At 38.6% G+C, this 15,129-nt stretch carries 15 protein-coding genes; 9 read left to right on the forward strand and 6 right to left on the reverse strand.

All coding sequences use genetic code 11. The features are described 5' to 3' along the window. Positions 1 to 25 precede the first annotated feature (25 nt). Positions 26 to 655: a TetR/AcrR family transcriptional regulator gene (locus NMU02_RS12920; protein ID WP_255028374.1), complete on the reverse strand. Its 630-nt coding sequence runs from the start codon at positions 653 to 655 to the stop codon at positions 26 to 28. Between the two features lie 257 nt (positions 656 to 912). On the opposite strand from NMU02_RS12920, the gene NMU02_RS12925 reads away from it, so the two are divergent. Further along, complete coding sequence (locus NMU02_RS12925) at positions 913 to 1,425, forward strand: ferritin-like domain-containing protein (RefSeq protein WP_255028375.1); 513 nt, start codon at positions 913 to 915, stop codon at positions 1,423 to 1,425. 77 nt (positions 1,426 to 1,502) lie between these two features. On the opposite strand, the gene NMU02_RS12930 is transcribed toward NMU02_RS12925, so the two are convergent. Both NMU02_RS12930 and NMU02_RS12935 read right to left on the reverse strand, forming a co-directional pair. Next, positions 1,503 to 2,198 carry an SGNH/GDSL hydrolase family protein gene (locus tag NMU02_RS12930; RefSeq protein ID WP_255028376.1) on the reverse strand — a complete coding sequence of 232 codons (696 nt, stop codon included), beginning with the start codon at positions 2,196 to 2,198 and terminating at the stop codon, positions 1,503 to 1,505. 116 nt (positions 2,199 to 2,314) lie between these two features. Next, positions 2,315 to 3,967: a fumarate hydratase gene (locus NMU02_RS12935; protein WP_255028377.1), complete on the reverse strand. Its 1,653-nt coding sequence runs from the start codon at positions 3,965 to 3,967 to the stop codon at positions 2,315 to 2,317. Between the two features lie 317 nt (positions 3,968 to 4,284). Between NMU02_RS12935 and NMU02_RS12940 the strand changes: the two genes are divergently transcribed. The 4 genes from NMU02_RS12940 (at position 4,285) to NMU02_RS12955 (ending at position 7,697) form a co-directional block, all read left to right on the forward strand. Continuing rightward, positions 4,285 to 5,052, forward strand: coding sequence for a hypothetical protein (locus tag NMU02_RS12940; RefSeq protein WP_255028378.1), 768 nt, complete (start codon positions 4,285 to 4,287; stop codon positions 5,050 to 5,052). A 112-nt stretch (positions 5,053 to 5,164) separates the two neighbouring features. Beyond that, entirely contained in the window at positions 5,165 to 6,547 is a 1,383-nt protein-coding gene (locus NMU02_RS12945; protein ID WP_255028379.1) for an SU10 major capsid protein, read from the forward strand. A gap of 116 nt (positions 6,548 to 6,663) precedes the next feature. Next, positions 6,664 to 7,059, forward strand: a complete 396-nt coding sequence (locus NMU02_RS12950; RefSeq protein WP_255028380.1) for a hypothetical protein — start codon at positions 6,664 to 6,666, stop codon at positions 7,057 to 7,059. Between the two features lie 62 nt (positions 7,060 to 7,121). Next, positions 7,122 to 7,697 carry a hypothetical protein gene (locus NMU02_RS12955; protein WP_255028381.1) on the forward strand — a complete coding sequence of 192 codons (576 nt, stop codon included), beginning with the start codon at positions 7,122 to 7,124 and terminating at the stop codon, positions 7,695 to 7,697. A 56-nt stretch (positions 7,698 to 7,753) separates the two neighbouring features. On the opposite strand, the gene NMU02_RS12960 is transcribed toward NMU02_RS12955, so the two are convergent. Next, the gene (locus tag NMU02_RS12960; protein WP_255028382.1) at positions 7,754 to 8,164 is read right to left on the reverse strand and encodes a VanZ family protein; all 411 of its coding nucleotides are present in this window, start codon (positions 8,162 to 8,164) and stop codon (positions 7,754 to 7,756) included. Between the two features lie 222 nt (positions 8,165 to 8,386). On the opposite strand from NMU02_RS12960, the gene NMU02_RS12965 reads away from it, so the two are divergent. From NMU02_RS12965 to cdaA, 4 genes are all read left to right on the forward strand, one after another. Further along, positions 8,387 to 9,733, forward strand: a complete 1,347-nt coding sequence (locus NMU02_RS12965; protein WP_255028383.1) for a sodium-dependent transporter — start codon at positions 8,387 to 8,389, stop codon at positions 9,731 to 9,733. Between the two features lie 92 nt (positions 9,734 to 9,825). Next, positions 9,826 to 10,074 carry a hypothetical protein gene (locus tag NMU02_RS12970; RefSeq protein WP_255028384.1) on the forward strand — a complete coding sequence of 83 codons (249 nt, stop codon included), beginning with the start codon at positions 9,826 to 9,828 and terminating at the stop codon, positions 10,072 to 10,074. Positions 10,075 to 10,195: 121 nt separating this feature from the next. After that, positions 10,196 to 11,053 carry a dihydropteroate synthase gene (gene folP, locus NMU02_RS12975; protein ID WP_255028385.1) on the forward strand — a complete coding sequence of 286 codons (858 nt, stop codon included), beginning with the start codon at positions 10,196 to 10,198 and terminating at the stop codon, positions 11,051 to 11,053. Between the two features lie 36 nt (positions 11,054 to 11,089). Beyond that, a complete protein-coding gene (gene cdaA, locus NMU02_RS12980; RefSeq protein WP_255028386.1) occupies positions 11,090 to 11,857 on the forward strand; it encodes a diadenylate cyclase CdaA in 768 nt (255 codons plus the stop codon). A 72-nt stretch (positions 11,858 to 11,929) separates the two neighbouring features. Here the strand turns inward: cdaA and NMU02_RS12985 are convergent, their stop codons facing one another. Together NMU02_RS12985 and NMU02_RS12990 are read right to left on the reverse strand one after the other, a co-directional pair. Further along, entirely contained in the window at positions 11,930 to 12,625 is a 696-nt protein-coding gene (locus NMU02_RS12985) for a Bax inhibitor-1/YccA family protein (protein ID WP_255028387.1), read from the reverse strand. 70 nt (positions 12,626 to 12,695) lie between these two features. Further along, entirely contained in the window at positions 12,696 to 14,852 is a 2,157-nt protein-coding gene (locus NMU02_RS12990) for a glycoside hydrolase family 97 protein (protein WP_435522045.1), read from the reverse strand. Positions 14,853 to 15,129: the final 277 nt, after the last annotated feature.

Genomic DNA, 15,129 nt, shown 5'->3' on the forward strand with positions numbered 1-15,129 from the left:
ATATAATAGGTGCGCATATATAGGATTATAGTTTAAGATGATCGAGTATCAGTTGTACGTGTTCTTTTTTTCTTTGTATAAGAAAGTCTTGAGTTTTCTCTCTATACTTTTCGAATACATTATCCTGTAATATGGGTTTTAAAATAAAGAGAGAGGCATTAAGGGTAACAATATCGAGCAATATATTGTAACCCGAAACAGGTCGGATATTTCCCGCAGACACCTCTTGATGAATGAGATTGTCCATTTTAACTATAACCGAAGCAATAAGGGGCGTAAATATTTTTTTAAATTCTTTTAATCGTTCTGGGTTGGATAATAACTCGTTCAGGATAAAAAAGGGAAGTCGAGGATTGGCTGCTATAAAGTCGAAATGAGATTCGATAAATTTGCTCATTTTTTCTGTAAACGGCAGATCCTGATCGAGTATGTTTCCAAAAGAACTGGCTGCAACTTCGGTTTTTTTAATGAATACTTTATTGAATAAATTATCTTTTGTGCGGAAATAATAATGTAACATTGCGTGGGTGACACCGGCGGCCCTTGCTATATCGGTTGTTTTACTTAGGACATAACCTTTCTCAAGGAATTCTTTTTCTGCAGCTTCGAGAATGGCTTGCTCTGTGTTTTTATCTTCTTTTTCTTTAGTTTTCATACTAACATATATGTTTAACAATATTGTTAATTGCAAATGTAGAATATTTAGATTGTGAAAACAAATATTTAGAGGTTATTTTTTCAATTATAATTTTTTAATAGAATCGAAAAATTTTTGTTCGTATTTGATGAGGTAAGGGCTCATCCGTTAAAAAAGCGAACAAAAAGAAATTTATTATGTTATACAACTATCCTGTATAATAAAAGAGTGGTATGATATTCACAAGAAGTTTAACCTTTTAAAATAGTAAAGTTATGGCAAAAGAAAGTGTTGCAATTCTTAAAGGGAAAATCGATGTTCCTAAATTAGTAGATAATCTGAATAAAGCTTTAGCCGAAGAGTGGCTGGCGTTTTATCAATATTGGGTAGGTTCTTTCGTTATCGAAGGTCCTATGCGTACCGAAGTACAAAAAGAAATGGAAGAACATGCGCAGGAAGAATACGAACATGCTCATTTATTGGCGACTCGTATTATCGAACTTGAAGGGACTCCTGTTTTGTCTCCTAAGCAATGGTTCGATTTGGCTCATTGCAAATATGTAGCTCCCGACGATTTTAGCGTAGTAAGTATCCTGAAACAAAATGTTGCCTCCGAGCGTTGTGCTATACTTCGTTATCAGGAAATAGCGACTCTTACCGACGGCCTCGATTTTACAACCTGCGATATGGCTAAACATATTATGGCTGAAGAACAAGATCACGAACAGGATTTACAGGATTTCCTTACCGATATCGATCGGGCAAAAGCATATTACAGTGAAAAATAAGACCAAACGGTATTAACAGCAAAGCGGGAAAATAAATAAAACATTTTCCCGCTTTGCTGTTAATAATAGTCGTTTATTTAATTGATTTTATCGATTACCTTTTTCGCGATTTTTTCCATTATTTCATAACAGGCAGCATTAGGGTGAACTCCATCGCTGCTTAGTTTAGCAGGCAATCCGCATTTTTCGTCTTTTAATGTCGAATAATAATCGATATAAGCGTAATTATTTTTCTTAGCATATTCTTTAATGCGTTTATTCAGGGCTTCGATTTTCTGAGGAGCATCGGTAATACGCTGGTTCCAAACGAATTTTTCGGCTGGGAGCACCGAGGATAAAATAACTTTGATTTTGTTGGATTTAGCGATGTCGGCCATAGCGCGTATGTTATCGAAAGTATAATCGGCGTCGTATTTTCCTGTATTTTCGGCGATATCATTGGTTCCGGCATTTATGACGACTGCTGTCGGTTTTAGTGCAACGACATCTCTGTAAAAACGTAGTAACATTTGAGGACTGGTCTGTCCGCTGATTCCTCGTCCGATATATCCGTTATTTTCAAAAAAATACGGGTGTGTACTGGCCCAGAATTCGGTAATCGAGTTTCCGATAAAAACGATGCGTTTTTTATTTTTTGCTGGTGCCGGTAATTCTGCATTTTCTTTTGCATAACGTTTGAACGTCGGTACTTCCGAGAGATTTTGTGAGTTTGTGTCTAATGACAAGATCATAAATGCGAAAATCGCTAATAATGTGATACAATTCCTTTTCATGGTGAATATTATGTTTGTGTAAATAAGCGGATACAAATATACGTTATTACTATAGGATAGGTAAGAAAAAGAGCCTGCGTTTTTAAAAAGCAGGCTCTTTGAATCTTTGTTTGGTATTATTCACATTTCGGACTGGCCGGACAAAGTGGTTTTATCTGTTTGAAAAAATCATTCCCTTTATCGTCAACAAGTATAAATGCAGGGAAATCTTCAACTTCTATTTTCCAGATTGCTTCCATTCCCAATTCTGGATATTCGAGACATTCTACTTTCTTTATATTATTTTGTGCGAGTATTGCAGCGGGGCCACCGATACTTCCTAAATAAAAACCACCGTGTTTTTTACAGGCATCGGTTACCTGCTGGCTGCGGTTACCTTTGGCAATCATAATCATTGAACCTCCGTTTTCCTGAAAAAGGTCGACATAAGAATCCATGCGGCCGGCAGTCGTCGGTCCGAATGAACCCGAGGGCATCCCTTGAGGTGTTTTTGCCGGTCCGGCATAGTAAATGGGATGATCTTTCAGGTATTGTGGCATACCTTCTCCTGCATCGAGACGCTCTTTGATTTTGGCGTGAGCGATATCGCGGCCTACGATGATGGTTCCGTTTAAAGACAAACGGGTAGAAACAGGATACTTAGTTAATTCGGCAAGTATGTCTTTCATCGGGCGGTTCAGGTCTATTTTTACTACATTCCCCTCACCAGACTGGCGTAATTCTTCTGGAATCAGTTCTCCGGGTCTGTCATCGAGTTTCTCGATCCAAAGACCGTCGCGGTTGATTTTCGCTTTAATGTTGCGGTCGGCAGAGCAAGATACACCGAGTCCTACAGGGCAGGAAGCACCATGACGCGGTAAGCGTATTATGCGTACATCGTGAGCAAAATATTTACCACCGAATTGTGCGCCGATACCCGATTCCTGAGCTGCTTTCAGAACTTCTTGTTCGAGTTTTATATCTCTGAAAGCCTGTCCCCATTCATTTCCTTCTGTGGGTAGATTGTCATAATATTTAGCGGATGCCAGTTTAACTGTTTTCAAGTTCATTTCTGCCGATGTACCGCCGATTACGAATGCCACATGATAAGGAGGACAAGCGGCAGTTCCGAGGGTTTTCATCTTTTCAACAAGGAAATTTACTAATGTACCCGGGTTGATTAGGGCTTTGGTTTCTTGATACAAGTATGTTTTGTTAGCTGAACCGCCGCCTTTAGTCATAAACAAGAATTTATATTCCATTCCGTTTACAGCGTACAGGTCGATCTGAGCCGGTAGATTGCAACGGGTATTTACTTCTTTATACATATCTAAGGGTGCATTCTGCGAGTATCTCAGATTTTCTTCGGTATATGTTTTATATACACCCAGCGAAAGGGCTTCAGCATCGCCTCCGCCGGTCCATACCTGTTGTCCTTTTTTACCTACAACGATAGCGGTTCCGGTATCTTGGCAGAAAGGCAGAACTCCTTTGCTGGCTACTTCCGCGTTGCGTAACATGGTAAGAGCTACGAATTTGTCGTTATCGCTGGCCTCAGGATCTTTCAGTATTTTAGCTACCATCAGATTATGTTCCCGCCTTAATAAAAACGATACATCGCGAAATGCGGCATTCGATAATAAGGTGAGAGCTTCAGGTTCTACTACTAATACTTCTTTTCCGTTAAAGGTATTTACCGATACATGGTCTTTGGAGAGTAAATAATACTCGGTATTGTCTTTCCCCATGGGGAAAGGCTCCTGATACTTGAAAGGAGGAGGTGTTGCCATAAATCTATAATTTAATTTTTATTGGGTCGATTCATAGCCTTGTGTTTACAGGCTGTATTTCAAAATTATGCAAATGTACATCATCTTTTTTTAACCTCGAAGCCCCATTGTCAAAATCTAATCGGTAAAACGTGAAAAATCCTTATATTAATGAAGAAGCGAGAAATATAAATAATTTTTCTTTCGTAAATAATCTTCCTTTTATCCCTTTATATAACTATCACACGAGTCGCTTCCGAATTGCCTGTTTATTTGCATTGTAAAGTTTTAGAACAGGCGGGCATCCGCCATTATTTAACAATATAAAATTTTTATTTATGAAAAATGAAAACAATGAATCGATGAAGGCTCCGAGGAAGAATGCCCGGGAGCTTATTGTGGCGAAACTTGCAAAGCGTTTTCCCGATCGTGCGTTAGACAACGATGATGATTTTTTCGATGCGTTGGCCGAGTACGACAGTCGTCTTTGTGAACGCTATGAACGATTGTGTAACGACCAGAATAAACTGGCAAGCCTTTTTGTGGCAAATCCTAAAATGGGTGCTTTTATTTCAGATGTGATCGGTGGTGAAGATCCTCTGATTGCGTGTGTACGACATTTTGGAAAGGATATTCTCGAATGTGCTGATGACGAAGACCGAATGAGCCAGATTAGAAAAGAAAATGATGAGTTTCTTGAAAGAATGGCTCGCCAAAGGGAAACCGAAAAAACAATGCAGGAAAACCTGGAACATAGTCAGCGTGCAATCGCTCGCTTTAAAGAAGCTAAAGGAATGGACGATGATGATTTTGAAAATTTTATGGGAAAGGTTTATCATGTTTGCGAGCATGTATTTATGGGTGATTTTACCCCTGATGTTCTCGAATTGCTATTTAAAGGCATACATTATGATAACGATCTCGATTGTGCCGAAAAGGCAGCTATTGTAAAAGGCCGTAACGAACGTATTTCTTTAGAGAAAAAACAAAGAGAGGGCGATGCTATGCCCGATTTGAGAAGCAGTCGTTCGGCCGGAGATGATGAAGATGAGGATCTTACACCGGCTTTCGGTTTACGCCGAAGACGGAGTATATGGGATTTGTAATCGTTCTCTCCTGATTATCTGAATAATAAAGTTATAACATCTATCCAATAAAACGATTGTTTGCGGAAAATATCCGCAGTTAATGAGTATTTCTAATTTTAAACAAACAATTATGAAGAAAAAAATGATTAAATTTTTTAAGTCGGGAGATTTTCTGTTTTTTGTATTTGCAGTAGTCGCAGCCTGTGTCGGAATTTCGGGTGCAGGGGTTTGGGCAGCAGCCGTAATCCCGGGATCGAGCGGGGGCAAGATCGTGACGGGAGAGCCGTTGACTACCGATATTTCACGAAAAGAGAGTAGCGGGTTGATTAAAAACGAGATCGACCGTCGTATTACCCGCATTCGTCCCATGTCGACTCCGATCGATCAGTTGACTCGTTGGGCTGGTTCTCGTCGAGCCGGATCTATGGTGGTCGATTATTATTCGGTTGATGTAAAACCGACTAAGGCGACGCTTAATACCGCATATACCGAGCCTGAGTCATCCTCTGCCACTTCCGCCTCGCAAAAAGTAAAACTGAATACGACCAATAACGATATTTTCGAAGTTTCGGAAACAATTCTCGTACAAGGGGTAAAAGGTTATGAGGCGGATGGTACCACTCAATCTAAAGCTGATTTAGTGCTTTATATCTCCAGTAAAGAAGAAAATGGAGAACTGAATGTTTATGCCATAAACGGTAAAAAAATCGGCTCTATTGAAAATTGTGTGCCTTCTATTGCAAAAGGGGCTACTTTTATACGTATGGGCCGTGCAGCGACAGAACTTGATGTACAAACAGCTCAGTTCGAGGCTTTACCGGTTAAGGAGCAAAATAACTGCCAGATTTTTAAGATGCAGGTAGAACAATCTACATTCCAGAAGATTGCCAATAAAGAAGTCGAGTGGGATTTCTCCGATGCTGAAGAGTCGGCTATATACGATATGCGTTTGGGGATGGAAAAAACGTTCATGTTCGGGGTGAAGCGTTCGCTATATGATTCTAAGAAAAAAGAAAATGTATCTCTTACAGGAGGTATCTGGTGGCAGGCCGGTAAAGAATATGAATTCGATCCTAAAGTTGACCTTACCCAAAACGATCTCATCGATATTATGAAAGAGGCGTTTACCGGAAATGGTGGAAATAAGAGAAAAGTGCTTATCGGCGGTTCCGATTTTATCGGGCGTATCAATAAACTCGAAGTTACAAAAATCGTTACCTCTAATGAGGATATGGTAAAATGGGGGATAGATTTTTCTGAAATAAAATCGAAATTCGGACGTTTGTTCGTACTCTATTCCGAAGTGTTTGATGATTGCGGCATGAGTGATTACGGTTTTATTTTCGATCCCGAATTTATTACCAAATGGTCTCATGTTCCTTTTGGAACTCAGGCGCTCGACCTGAAAAAGGCCGGAGTACGTAATACCGACGCATTGGTACTCACCGAAGCAAGCTGCCTCACTCTGCGTTATCCGGCAGCGCATATGCGAATTATCCCGAAGACTGCATAATGCTTTGTTCGACATTCTTTTAGGATTCTTCGATTTATAATTTCAAGGGGTTCCCGGTTATTATGTTGGTATTTCGTATTACAGTGCGACGGGAACCCCTATTAATTTAATGTTTTATGAAAAATAATGATCAACTAAAAACATATGAAACCCGGAATGGAAACCTGTCGGCGTTGATAAAGGTGGCTGGTAAATACATGCGTATACGGTTTATTTCTAAAGATAATATTTCGGGGTATTATGCAACTGCCGATCCCGAAATTCAACAGGGAATAGAGTCGGATAGTGGTTTTGAGAAAAAATTTTGGTTATGTGAAGAATTTGCTTCCAAACCTGTTGTAGAAGAGATCGAAACAACTCGATACCCCGAAATAACTACTTGGCAGGGTGCTCGTGAAATTTTGCGTGCCGACCCCTATAATGTTACTTCGACGGAATTATCTACTCCTGCAAAAATAAGATCGGTGGCAAAAAAATTGAGTGTGGCTTTTCCTGCTATCGCAAACTTTTAATTAGGGAGGATAGAAAAATGTATCTTTCAGTAAAAGAATGGATTGAAAAGGTGAAGACTAATATGGAGGAATTGACCCCCAGCTTTGAAGATGATGTTCTTCAGGTAGGCGGTCTTTCTATCGACAAATATATTTCGATGAAACTTCCCGAAGCGATCGCTTCTGTTCTGAGCATAGCCCCTGTTTATATGACTGAAGCTATAGATATACGTTCGGTATTGAAACCGGTAAAGAATGAAGATGGCAGCGGCAGGGTGTTTTTACCGGAAGATCTTTTACGGATGATTTCTTTTAAGATGAAAGGGTGGTCGAGGCCGGTGACTCATTTTATAGATACACAGCATCCGTTATATGCGTTTCAAAACAATCAGCATATGAGAGGAAATTGTTTAAAACCGGTATGTGTACTTACTGTAGCGGATGATGGCTGTGCGGCACTCGATTACTATTCGTTGCCTTCGGCAGTAAAAGTTCATGAAATCGAATCGGCATTATATGTCCCTTTTCCAGCCGAAAAAGAGGGTGGATTCGATATTCATGTACGCCTTATACCATCGGTTTCTTATACTTGTGCTGCGATAATATATGAGATAATGGGTCGTTCAGATATGGCAACAGTGATGAATCAAAGGATATAAGAACGATGAAGAATATATAGAATAACAGGAGGGTAAATAATACAATTATCCTCTTGTTATTTTTTATATCGATATTTTCGAAGTAAAGGATTAATAATTAAAACCCCGGCAAGTAGCCCGGTAGTAGCTCCAATTGTGTTCGAAACGAAATCGAGTAATTCGCATGCCCGCGTTGTCGTCAAATATTTTTGTCCTAATTCCATTAAACCTCCACAAATTACGGGTAAAAGCCATATTGTCCAGAGTTTTTGAGAACGACTCATGTTTGGGAGATGAGGAGAGCGGAACATATCGAAATAAAAAACGAATGTTAGGCCGAGATACATGCAAGCGTGTACATACTTATCGATATACGGGATTTTAGTAAGTTCGGTAGGTGCTGAAGTATAGATGAGAGATAGGTATATGATGATCGAAGCAATAACGATCGTCGGAAGAAAAGACAGTATTAAATGTTTTATGTTCATAAACAAATTCTAATTTATCATGTTCAATACAACAGATAAAGAACAATACAAAGATACATATTTGACTTGAAGTATGCAGGATTTGTATTTTATTTGCATAATTCGTAAATTGTTTAGCAAAAACTGAGAAAAACTTTCAGATTCGTATTTTTCTGTAAATAATAATACGTAAATATCATTTCATGTATTAATTTTGCAGAAATAAATTAAAATAAGATCGATATGACAAAACGAGCGACATTCGCGACGCGTTTGGGGGTAATAGCCGCCACAGCAGGATCATCGGTAGGATTGGGTAATATTTGGCGTTTCCCTTACGAAACGGGTCAGAATGGTGGAGCCGCTTTTTTATTGGTGTATTGTATATGTGTTATTGTTTTGGGATTACCGGTCATGCTGGCCGAGTTTACTATCGGGCGGAGTGCTAAGGCGAATGCTACTCGTACATTTATGAAACTTTCTCCGGGATCATACTGGTTTATTGTAGGATTTTTAGGAATTTTCGCCGCTGTTTTTATCATGGGATTTTATTCGGTAATTGCCGGGTGGACACTTGAATATGTTTGGCAGTCTATTTCGTTTGGATTAACGGGAAAAGACCCCGCTTTTTTTCAATCGGCATTTGTTGAATTTACTTCGAGTTCATTTCGTCCTATTTTCTGGACTGCGCTTTTTCTCCTAATAAATTATATTATTCTTTCCCGAGGTGTACATAACGGGATCGAAAAAGCATCGAATATACTAATGCCGTTATTATTTGTTTTGTTGATTATATTCGGGATCAGGTCGTTATTCCTTTCGGGTACTGCCGAGGGATTGTCTTTTATGTTCCATCCCGATTTTTCAAAAATCGATTCAGGTGTTGTTCTCAGGGCGATGGGGCAGGCGTTTTTCTCTTTAAGTTTGGGGATGGGTACGCTTATAACTTATTCTTCGTATTTTTCAGAGAATACATCTTTGCCTAAAACGGCAGTGACTGTAGCTTCACTCGATACGGTGGTGGCTGTGTTGGCTGGTATCGTTATATTCCCGGCTGTTTTTTCTTTTGGTATCAGTCCTTCTCAAGGGCCCGAACTTATATTTATTACTCTACCTAATGTTTTCCAGCACATGCCGGGAGCTTATTTCTGGTCGATATTATTTTTTATTCTCATTACGGTTGCGGCTCTTACTTCTACGATCTCGCTTTGTGAAGTCGCTATTGCTTTTTTATGTGAAGAGTTCGGCTTTATCCGAAGCAGAGCTACCCAGTTATTGGTTTTTATATGTTTTGTAATGAGTATTCTCTGTTCTCTTTCTTTTGGGGCGCTTTCCGATGTGAAGATATTCGGGTTCACAATTTTCGATTTTTGCGATTTTCTGGCTTCCAATATTCTTTTGCCTTTAGGCGGTATGCTCATATCTATATATGTAGGCTGGAAACTCGATCGTAAATTTGTACGGAACGAACTGAACAATCACGGTAAAATAAACGATTGGTATTTTCCGGCTTTAATGATTTGTCTTAAGTATATTGCTCCAGTTGCCATATTTATTATTTTCCTTTCGGGGTTAGGATTATTCAAATGAATAAATTTTACGATAATCGATTTTTTTATTTTTCCCGGAAGGAACGACGGGCTGCTTTCGTATTCCTTATATTTATATTAATTGCCGTCGCATTGCATTTTGTCGATTTTTCTTCCAAAACGGTGATTTTAAACGGGGAGGAAGAAATCTCAGTCTTTAATGCTCGAATAGAATCTTTTAATAAAGAGTTGCAAACAGATACAGTAATAAAGAAGGCTGTAAGTATAAAACAAAAAAACAAGAAAAAAGAAAAACACAATAAACATAATTCTTTGAAGGAACCTGTTGATAAGCCGATGCAAGAAGTCGAAAGAGTTACAAAAGATTCCGGTAGCAGATAATGCCGGATCGTAATTTTGTTTGTCGTGGAAATTCTTATAAAATTTGATTTAAATATCCGGCATTCCGATAAAAAAGTTTATCTTCGTTAGTTGTAATTATTTAGGAGAAATTGCATTTGTCATGAATACGGTTCCGAAAAAGCAGATGGCACTCAATATTAACGGAAAACTTACCGTTATCGATCGTCCCTGGGTAATGGGTATCTTAAATGTGACTCCTGATTCTTTTTATGCCGGTAGCCGGAGTGAAGAGGATACGATGATAATTGCGCGTTTGCAGAAAATGATGAATGAAGGTGCCGATATTATAGATATTGGGGCCTATTCTTCCAGACCGCAAGCCGAAAATATTTCATCTAAGGAAGAAATACGGAGATTAGATAAGGGATTGAGTATTATTCGGCGGTTTTATCCTGAAGCCATTGTTTCGGTGGATACTTTCAGGGCTGATGTCGCCAGATGGTGTGTCGAAGAATATTCGGTAGCGATAATAAACGATATTTCGGCTGGTGAACTTGACGAAAAGATGTTTTCTACAGTGGCGTTATTGGGTGTTCCTTACATTATGATGCATATGAGAGGTACACCTCAAACTATGATGAGTCATACCGCTTATAATAATTTGATAGCGGAAATCTTACGTTATTTTGCCCAAAAAATAGATCGACTGACTTTAATGGGAGCCAAAGATCTGATTATAGACCCAGGTTTCGGATTTAGCAAGACGTTAAAAAATAATTACTTATTGATGAACAGGCTTGCCGATTTTAATGTGTTCGGTTTGCCATTACTGGTAGGCGTTTCACGTAAGTCGATGATATATAAATTATTGGAGACGACACCGGAGGAAAGCCTTAATGGTACGGTCGTACTGAATACATTGGCGCTTCTGAGTGGAGCCGATATTTTACGTGTTCATGATGTACGTGAAGCGGTAGAGACGGTAAAAATAGTGTCGGAAACGTTGAGGTCCGAATAAAATTCTCGGTATACATTGAATTAAACGAAAAGTTATATGTTTGTACATTTCGGAATAAAAGATATTGTAGATATTATTTTGGTAGCATTGCTGCTGTACAATATTTATAAATTAATGAAGGATTCGGGTACGATAAATATATTTGCCGGAGTTATGGCTTTTATCGGTGTGTGGATCGTGGTAACACAGATTCTTGATATGAAGCTGATGGGGGCTATTATGGACAAATTTATCAGTGTAGGTGTCCTTATCCTCGTAATATTGTTTCAAGATGAAATACGTCGTTTTTTGGTCGAGTTGGGATCGCATAAACGATGGCGTTTTTTCTTTAAATTATTTTTCACCGATAAGGAGAAAAATCAGAATCATGCTTTTATTTTACCTATTGTGTATGCGTGTATGAACATGGCCAAATCAAAAACCGGGGCACTGATCGTGATACAAAAAGACATCGCTCTTACGCAGTTTGTGCAAACCGGTGATATAATAAATGCCAATGTAAATACTCGTTTAATAGAAAGTATTTTTTTTAAAAATAGCCCTTTGCACGATGGTGCTGTAATTATTGCCGATAATCGTATCGTTGCGGCGTCTTGCATTCTTCCGGTTTCTCATAGCCAAGATATTCCCAAATCTTTTGGGTTACGCCACCGGTCGGGATTAGGTATTTCTCAGGAATCTGATGCTACGGCTATTATTGTATCGGAAGAAACGGGAAATATTACTGTAGCACGTAATGGTAGATTCTATCCTAAACTTTCAGGGAAAGATCTCGAAAATCTTCTTTCCGAAACATCTCTTTAAAATATATGAATAAAAAATAGGCTGTCTAACAATAAAAAATTAGACAGCCTATTTTTTATAAAATAATGGTTTTTAATTTCTGCGGCTTCCGAAAATACGTAATAAATATAAGAACAAATTTATAAAATCGAGGTACAAAGATAAAGCTCCGATGAGAGCCATTTTTTGTGAAGTCTCGTTTATTTCTTGTCCCAATAACGATTTTATTTTTTGAGTATCATAGGCTGTGAGTCCTACAAAAATGATGACGCCTGCAAACGTGGTAATCCAGTATAACATAGAACTACTCATGAAAATATTTACTACCGAAGCAATAATAAGACCGATAAGTGCCATAATCAAGATATTTCCCCAGGAGGTAAGGTCCTTTTTGGTAAAATATCCGTATAAACTCATTGCTCCAAATGTTCCGGCAGTAATAAAAAATGTAGAGGCGATAGAAGACGCAGTATATGCTAAGAATATAAAAGAAAGCGTGAGACCGTTGAGAAATGAATATAACATAAACAATCCTGTAGCTGTTGTAAACGATAATCGGTCTATACGGGCTGATATATACCATACCAGTGCAAATTCTGCAATGATAAGGATAAGAAAGCTGGCTCTTCCATTAAACAGCAATTGCTGCATAGCTGTAGAATTATTTACAGCCAATGCTGTAATGCCGGTAATAGCAAGTGCTGCTGTCATCCAAAGATAAACATTCTTTATGAGCGTAGTTTGTGCGGCTTGCGATTCATAGCGTGAAGCAGAATAATCTCTTTCCATAATTTCGTTTTTAGATATAATGTTGCAAATATAATATAATTTATAATTATGAGAATTTATATAGTGTACATTATAATCTTTTTAGGTTTTTAATTTCACGGGAAGATTTGGCTTCTTTTATGCTGATTGCGTATCCTCCGCTACGGGCAACGGGTTGATTTAATTTCGATTTATTGTTTACTCTATATTTTTTTATTGTATAAGATTGAGGATTTTTCTCATAATCTGCGTTGGGGCCGTCGGCATAAATTGTAGCGATGTAATCTTTCCCGTCATCGAGAAAATCAAAAGAAATTTCAGAACGGCGTTTATTTTCGTCGGAGATGCTACCCACATACCAGTCGTTTGTGCCTTTAGCTTTTCTTGCAATGGTAATAAAATCGCCCGGTTCGGCTTCGAGAATTCGGGTATCGTCCCAATCGACAGCTACGTCTTTTATGAATTGGAAGGCATCCGGAAATCTTTCGTAATTTTCAGGTAAATCTGCGGCCATTTGTAGTGGGCTATACATCGTGACGTATAATGCCAATTGTTTAGCTAAGGTCGTATTCACACGCTTTTTTACTGTGGGGTCGTAGTAGCTGAGGTCGGTTTGGAATATCCCGGGGGTATAGTCCATCGGTCCTCCCATTAAACGAGTAAACGGTAAAATGGTCTGGTGGTCGGGATTTATGTATTCTAATGCTTCATATTCAGTACCTCGAGCCGACTCGGCGGCGAGGTAATTAGGATAAGTACGATGCATTCCGGTAGGTCGTACCGGTTCGTGGGCGTTGACCATAATTTCCTGATCGGCGGCTTTTTCGATAGCTTTGAGGTAATGGTTTACCATAGTTTGCCCGTAATGATGTTCTCCATAAGGGATTATTTTTCCTACATACCCCGATTTCAAGGCGTCGTATCCGTGTTTTTTCATAAATTGATAAGCAGTATCCATATGTTGTTCATAATTGGGTACGGAAGCGGATGTCTCGTGGTGCATAATTAGTTTGACTCCTTTATCAGCAGCATATTGTTGTAATTCGTTTACGTTGAAATCCGGATACGGCGTTACGAAATCGAAAACATATTCTTTCATATGGCCAAACCAGTCCTCCCATCCTATGTTCCAGCCTTCTACCAGTACCCCGTCGAAGCCGTTTTTAGCTGCAAAATCAATGTATTTTTTTACATTTTCTGTTGTAGCGGCATGTTTGCCGGTGGGCTTTAATTGCCGGTAGTTTATCGAGTCGAGTTTTATATTTGTCGTATCGGCATATGCCCAGTTTTTTCCATTGGGCACGAACATTTCCCACCATACACCCACATATTTCATCGGTTTTATCCAGTTCGTATTTTTAATTTTATTCGGTTCGTTTAAATTCAGAATAGTTTTCGAAGCTAAAAGATCAGCGGCTTTATCACTTACGAGAATAGTTCTCCACGGTGTTTGGCTGGATGTTTGTAGGCGACCTTTGCCACCGAGAGGATCAGGTGTGAGTAGCGAAGAAAGAACGAAATTCTTATCATCGAGTTTCAGTACCATGGCCGGATAATCTTTTAGTGCAGCTTCGTGTATATTTATATATATACTATCGCCTTTTAGCATAAGAGGTGTTTGTACGGCAAGTTCTTTGGTGGGGGATTGTGCCGGAATGGCTTCTGTTGCGTCCTTTATTTTTTCGGCTATTTCCGATAATTGAGAAGTTGTATAGCTGTATTCATTAGTGTCGTAGTCTCCACGTATCCAGAAAGCCTTATAATCTTTGCCAAGATTGAATTCAGTGAGTTCTTCGGCAATAGTGAAATATGACAAGTCTTTTTGCTTTGGGAATTCATATCTGAACCCCATTCCGTCGTCGTAGAGACGGAATCTGACTATAACTTCTCGTTTTGGATTGCCTTGTTCTAGTAACACCTCGAGTTCGTTATATCGGTTTCTTATTTCTTTCACTTCTCCCCATACCGGCTCCCATGTATCGTCAAAAGAAGAAACATGGGCGTTTCTTAAAGAAAATTCGTCTTTCATAGAAGGTACGTTCATCATTTCAAAACCTAATCGGCTTTTGCCGATAACGGTTTCTCCTTTAAACGAAAGGCTGTAATAAGGAATGCCCGATTCGATATAAAAGTCTAGTTTTAATTGCCGGTTAGGAGATTCTATACTTTCGGCATAAATAAAACTCGTACAGCAAACCAATAAAGCCGTGAGAATAGTTTTGTATGACATAATTTCTTGAGATTTTATAGAATTGATTCAATAAATTAGAACAATCTGATAAAATATTTTGTTTTGGAAAACTTATTTTTCTCAACAGAGACAAAAAAAATACATTTTGTAAATCAGTGATAATAAGGGGATTGTTATATGCTGGATAAAAAAGTTCAAAAAAAGGTGTAAAAATATTTGGAGGGTAATAAAAAAGCGTGTACTTTTGCATCCGCTTTCCAATAGAAGGGAAGTTTGAAAATCGATCATTGACAACATTACAATAGACAAAAGAAGTAGTACGAGACGGATGCCT

This window comes from Coprobacter tertius (genome assembly GCF_024330105.1).
In the GTDB taxonomy this organism is placed as follows: Bacteria; Bacteroidota; Bacteroidia; order Bacteroidales; family Coprobacteraceae; genus Coprobacter; species Coprobacter tertius.

Excerpts from the sequence above, each read along its gene's own strand:
- NMU02_RS12920 (WP_255028374.1), bottom strand. The coding sequence starts at position 655 with ATGAAAACTAAAGAAAAAGAAGATAAAAACACAGAGCAAGCCATTCTC.
- NMU02_RS12925 (WP_255028375.1), top strand. The coding sequence starts at position 913 with ATGGCAAAAGAAAGTGTTGCAATTCTTAAAGGGAAAATCGATGTTCCT.
- NMU02_RS12930 (WP_255028376.1), bottom strand. The coding sequence starts at position 2,198 with ATGAAAAGGAATTGTATCACATTATTAGCGATTTTCGCATTTATGATC.
- NMU02_RS12935 (WP_255028377.1), bottom strand. The coding sequence starts at position 3,967 with ATGGCAACACCTCCTCCTTTCAAGTATCAGGAGCCTTTCCCCATGGGG.
- NMU02_RS12940 (WP_255028378.1), top strand. The coding sequence starts at position 4,285 with ATGAAAAATGAAAACAATGAATCGATGAAGGCTCCGAGGAAGAATGCC.
- NMU02_RS12945 (WP_255028379.1), top strand. The coding sequence starts at position 5,165 with ATGAAGAAAAAAATGATTAAATTTTTTAAGTCGGGAGATTTTCTGTTT.
- NMU02_RS12950 (WP_255028380.1), top strand. The coding sequence starts at position 6,664 with ATGAAAAATAATGATCAACTAAAAACATATGAAACCCGGAATGGAAAC.
- NMU02_RS12955 (WP_255028381.1), top strand. The coding sequence starts at position 7,122 with ATGGAGGAATTGACCCCCAGCTTTGAAGATGATGTTCTTCAGGTAGGC.
- NMU02_RS12960 (WP_255028382.1), bottom strand. The coding sequence starts at position 8,164 with ATGAACATAAAACATTTAATACTGTCTTTTCTTCCGACGATCGTTATT.
- NMU02_RS12965 (WP_255028383.1), top strand. The coding sequence starts at position 8,387 with ATGACAAAACGAGCGACATTCGCGACGCGTTTGGGGGTAATAGCCGCC.
- folP (WP_255028385.1), top strand. The coding sequence starts at position 10,196 with ATGAATACGGTTCCGAAAAAGCAGATGGCACTCAATATTAACGGAAAA.
- cdaA (WP_255028386.1), top strand. The coding sequence starts at position 11,090 with ATGTTTGTACATTTCGGAATAAAAGATATTGTAGATATTATTTTGGTA.
- NMU02_RS12985 (WP_255028387.1), bottom strand. The coding sequence starts at position 12,625 with ATGGAAAGAGATTATTCTGCTTCACGCTATGAATCGCAAGCCGCACAA.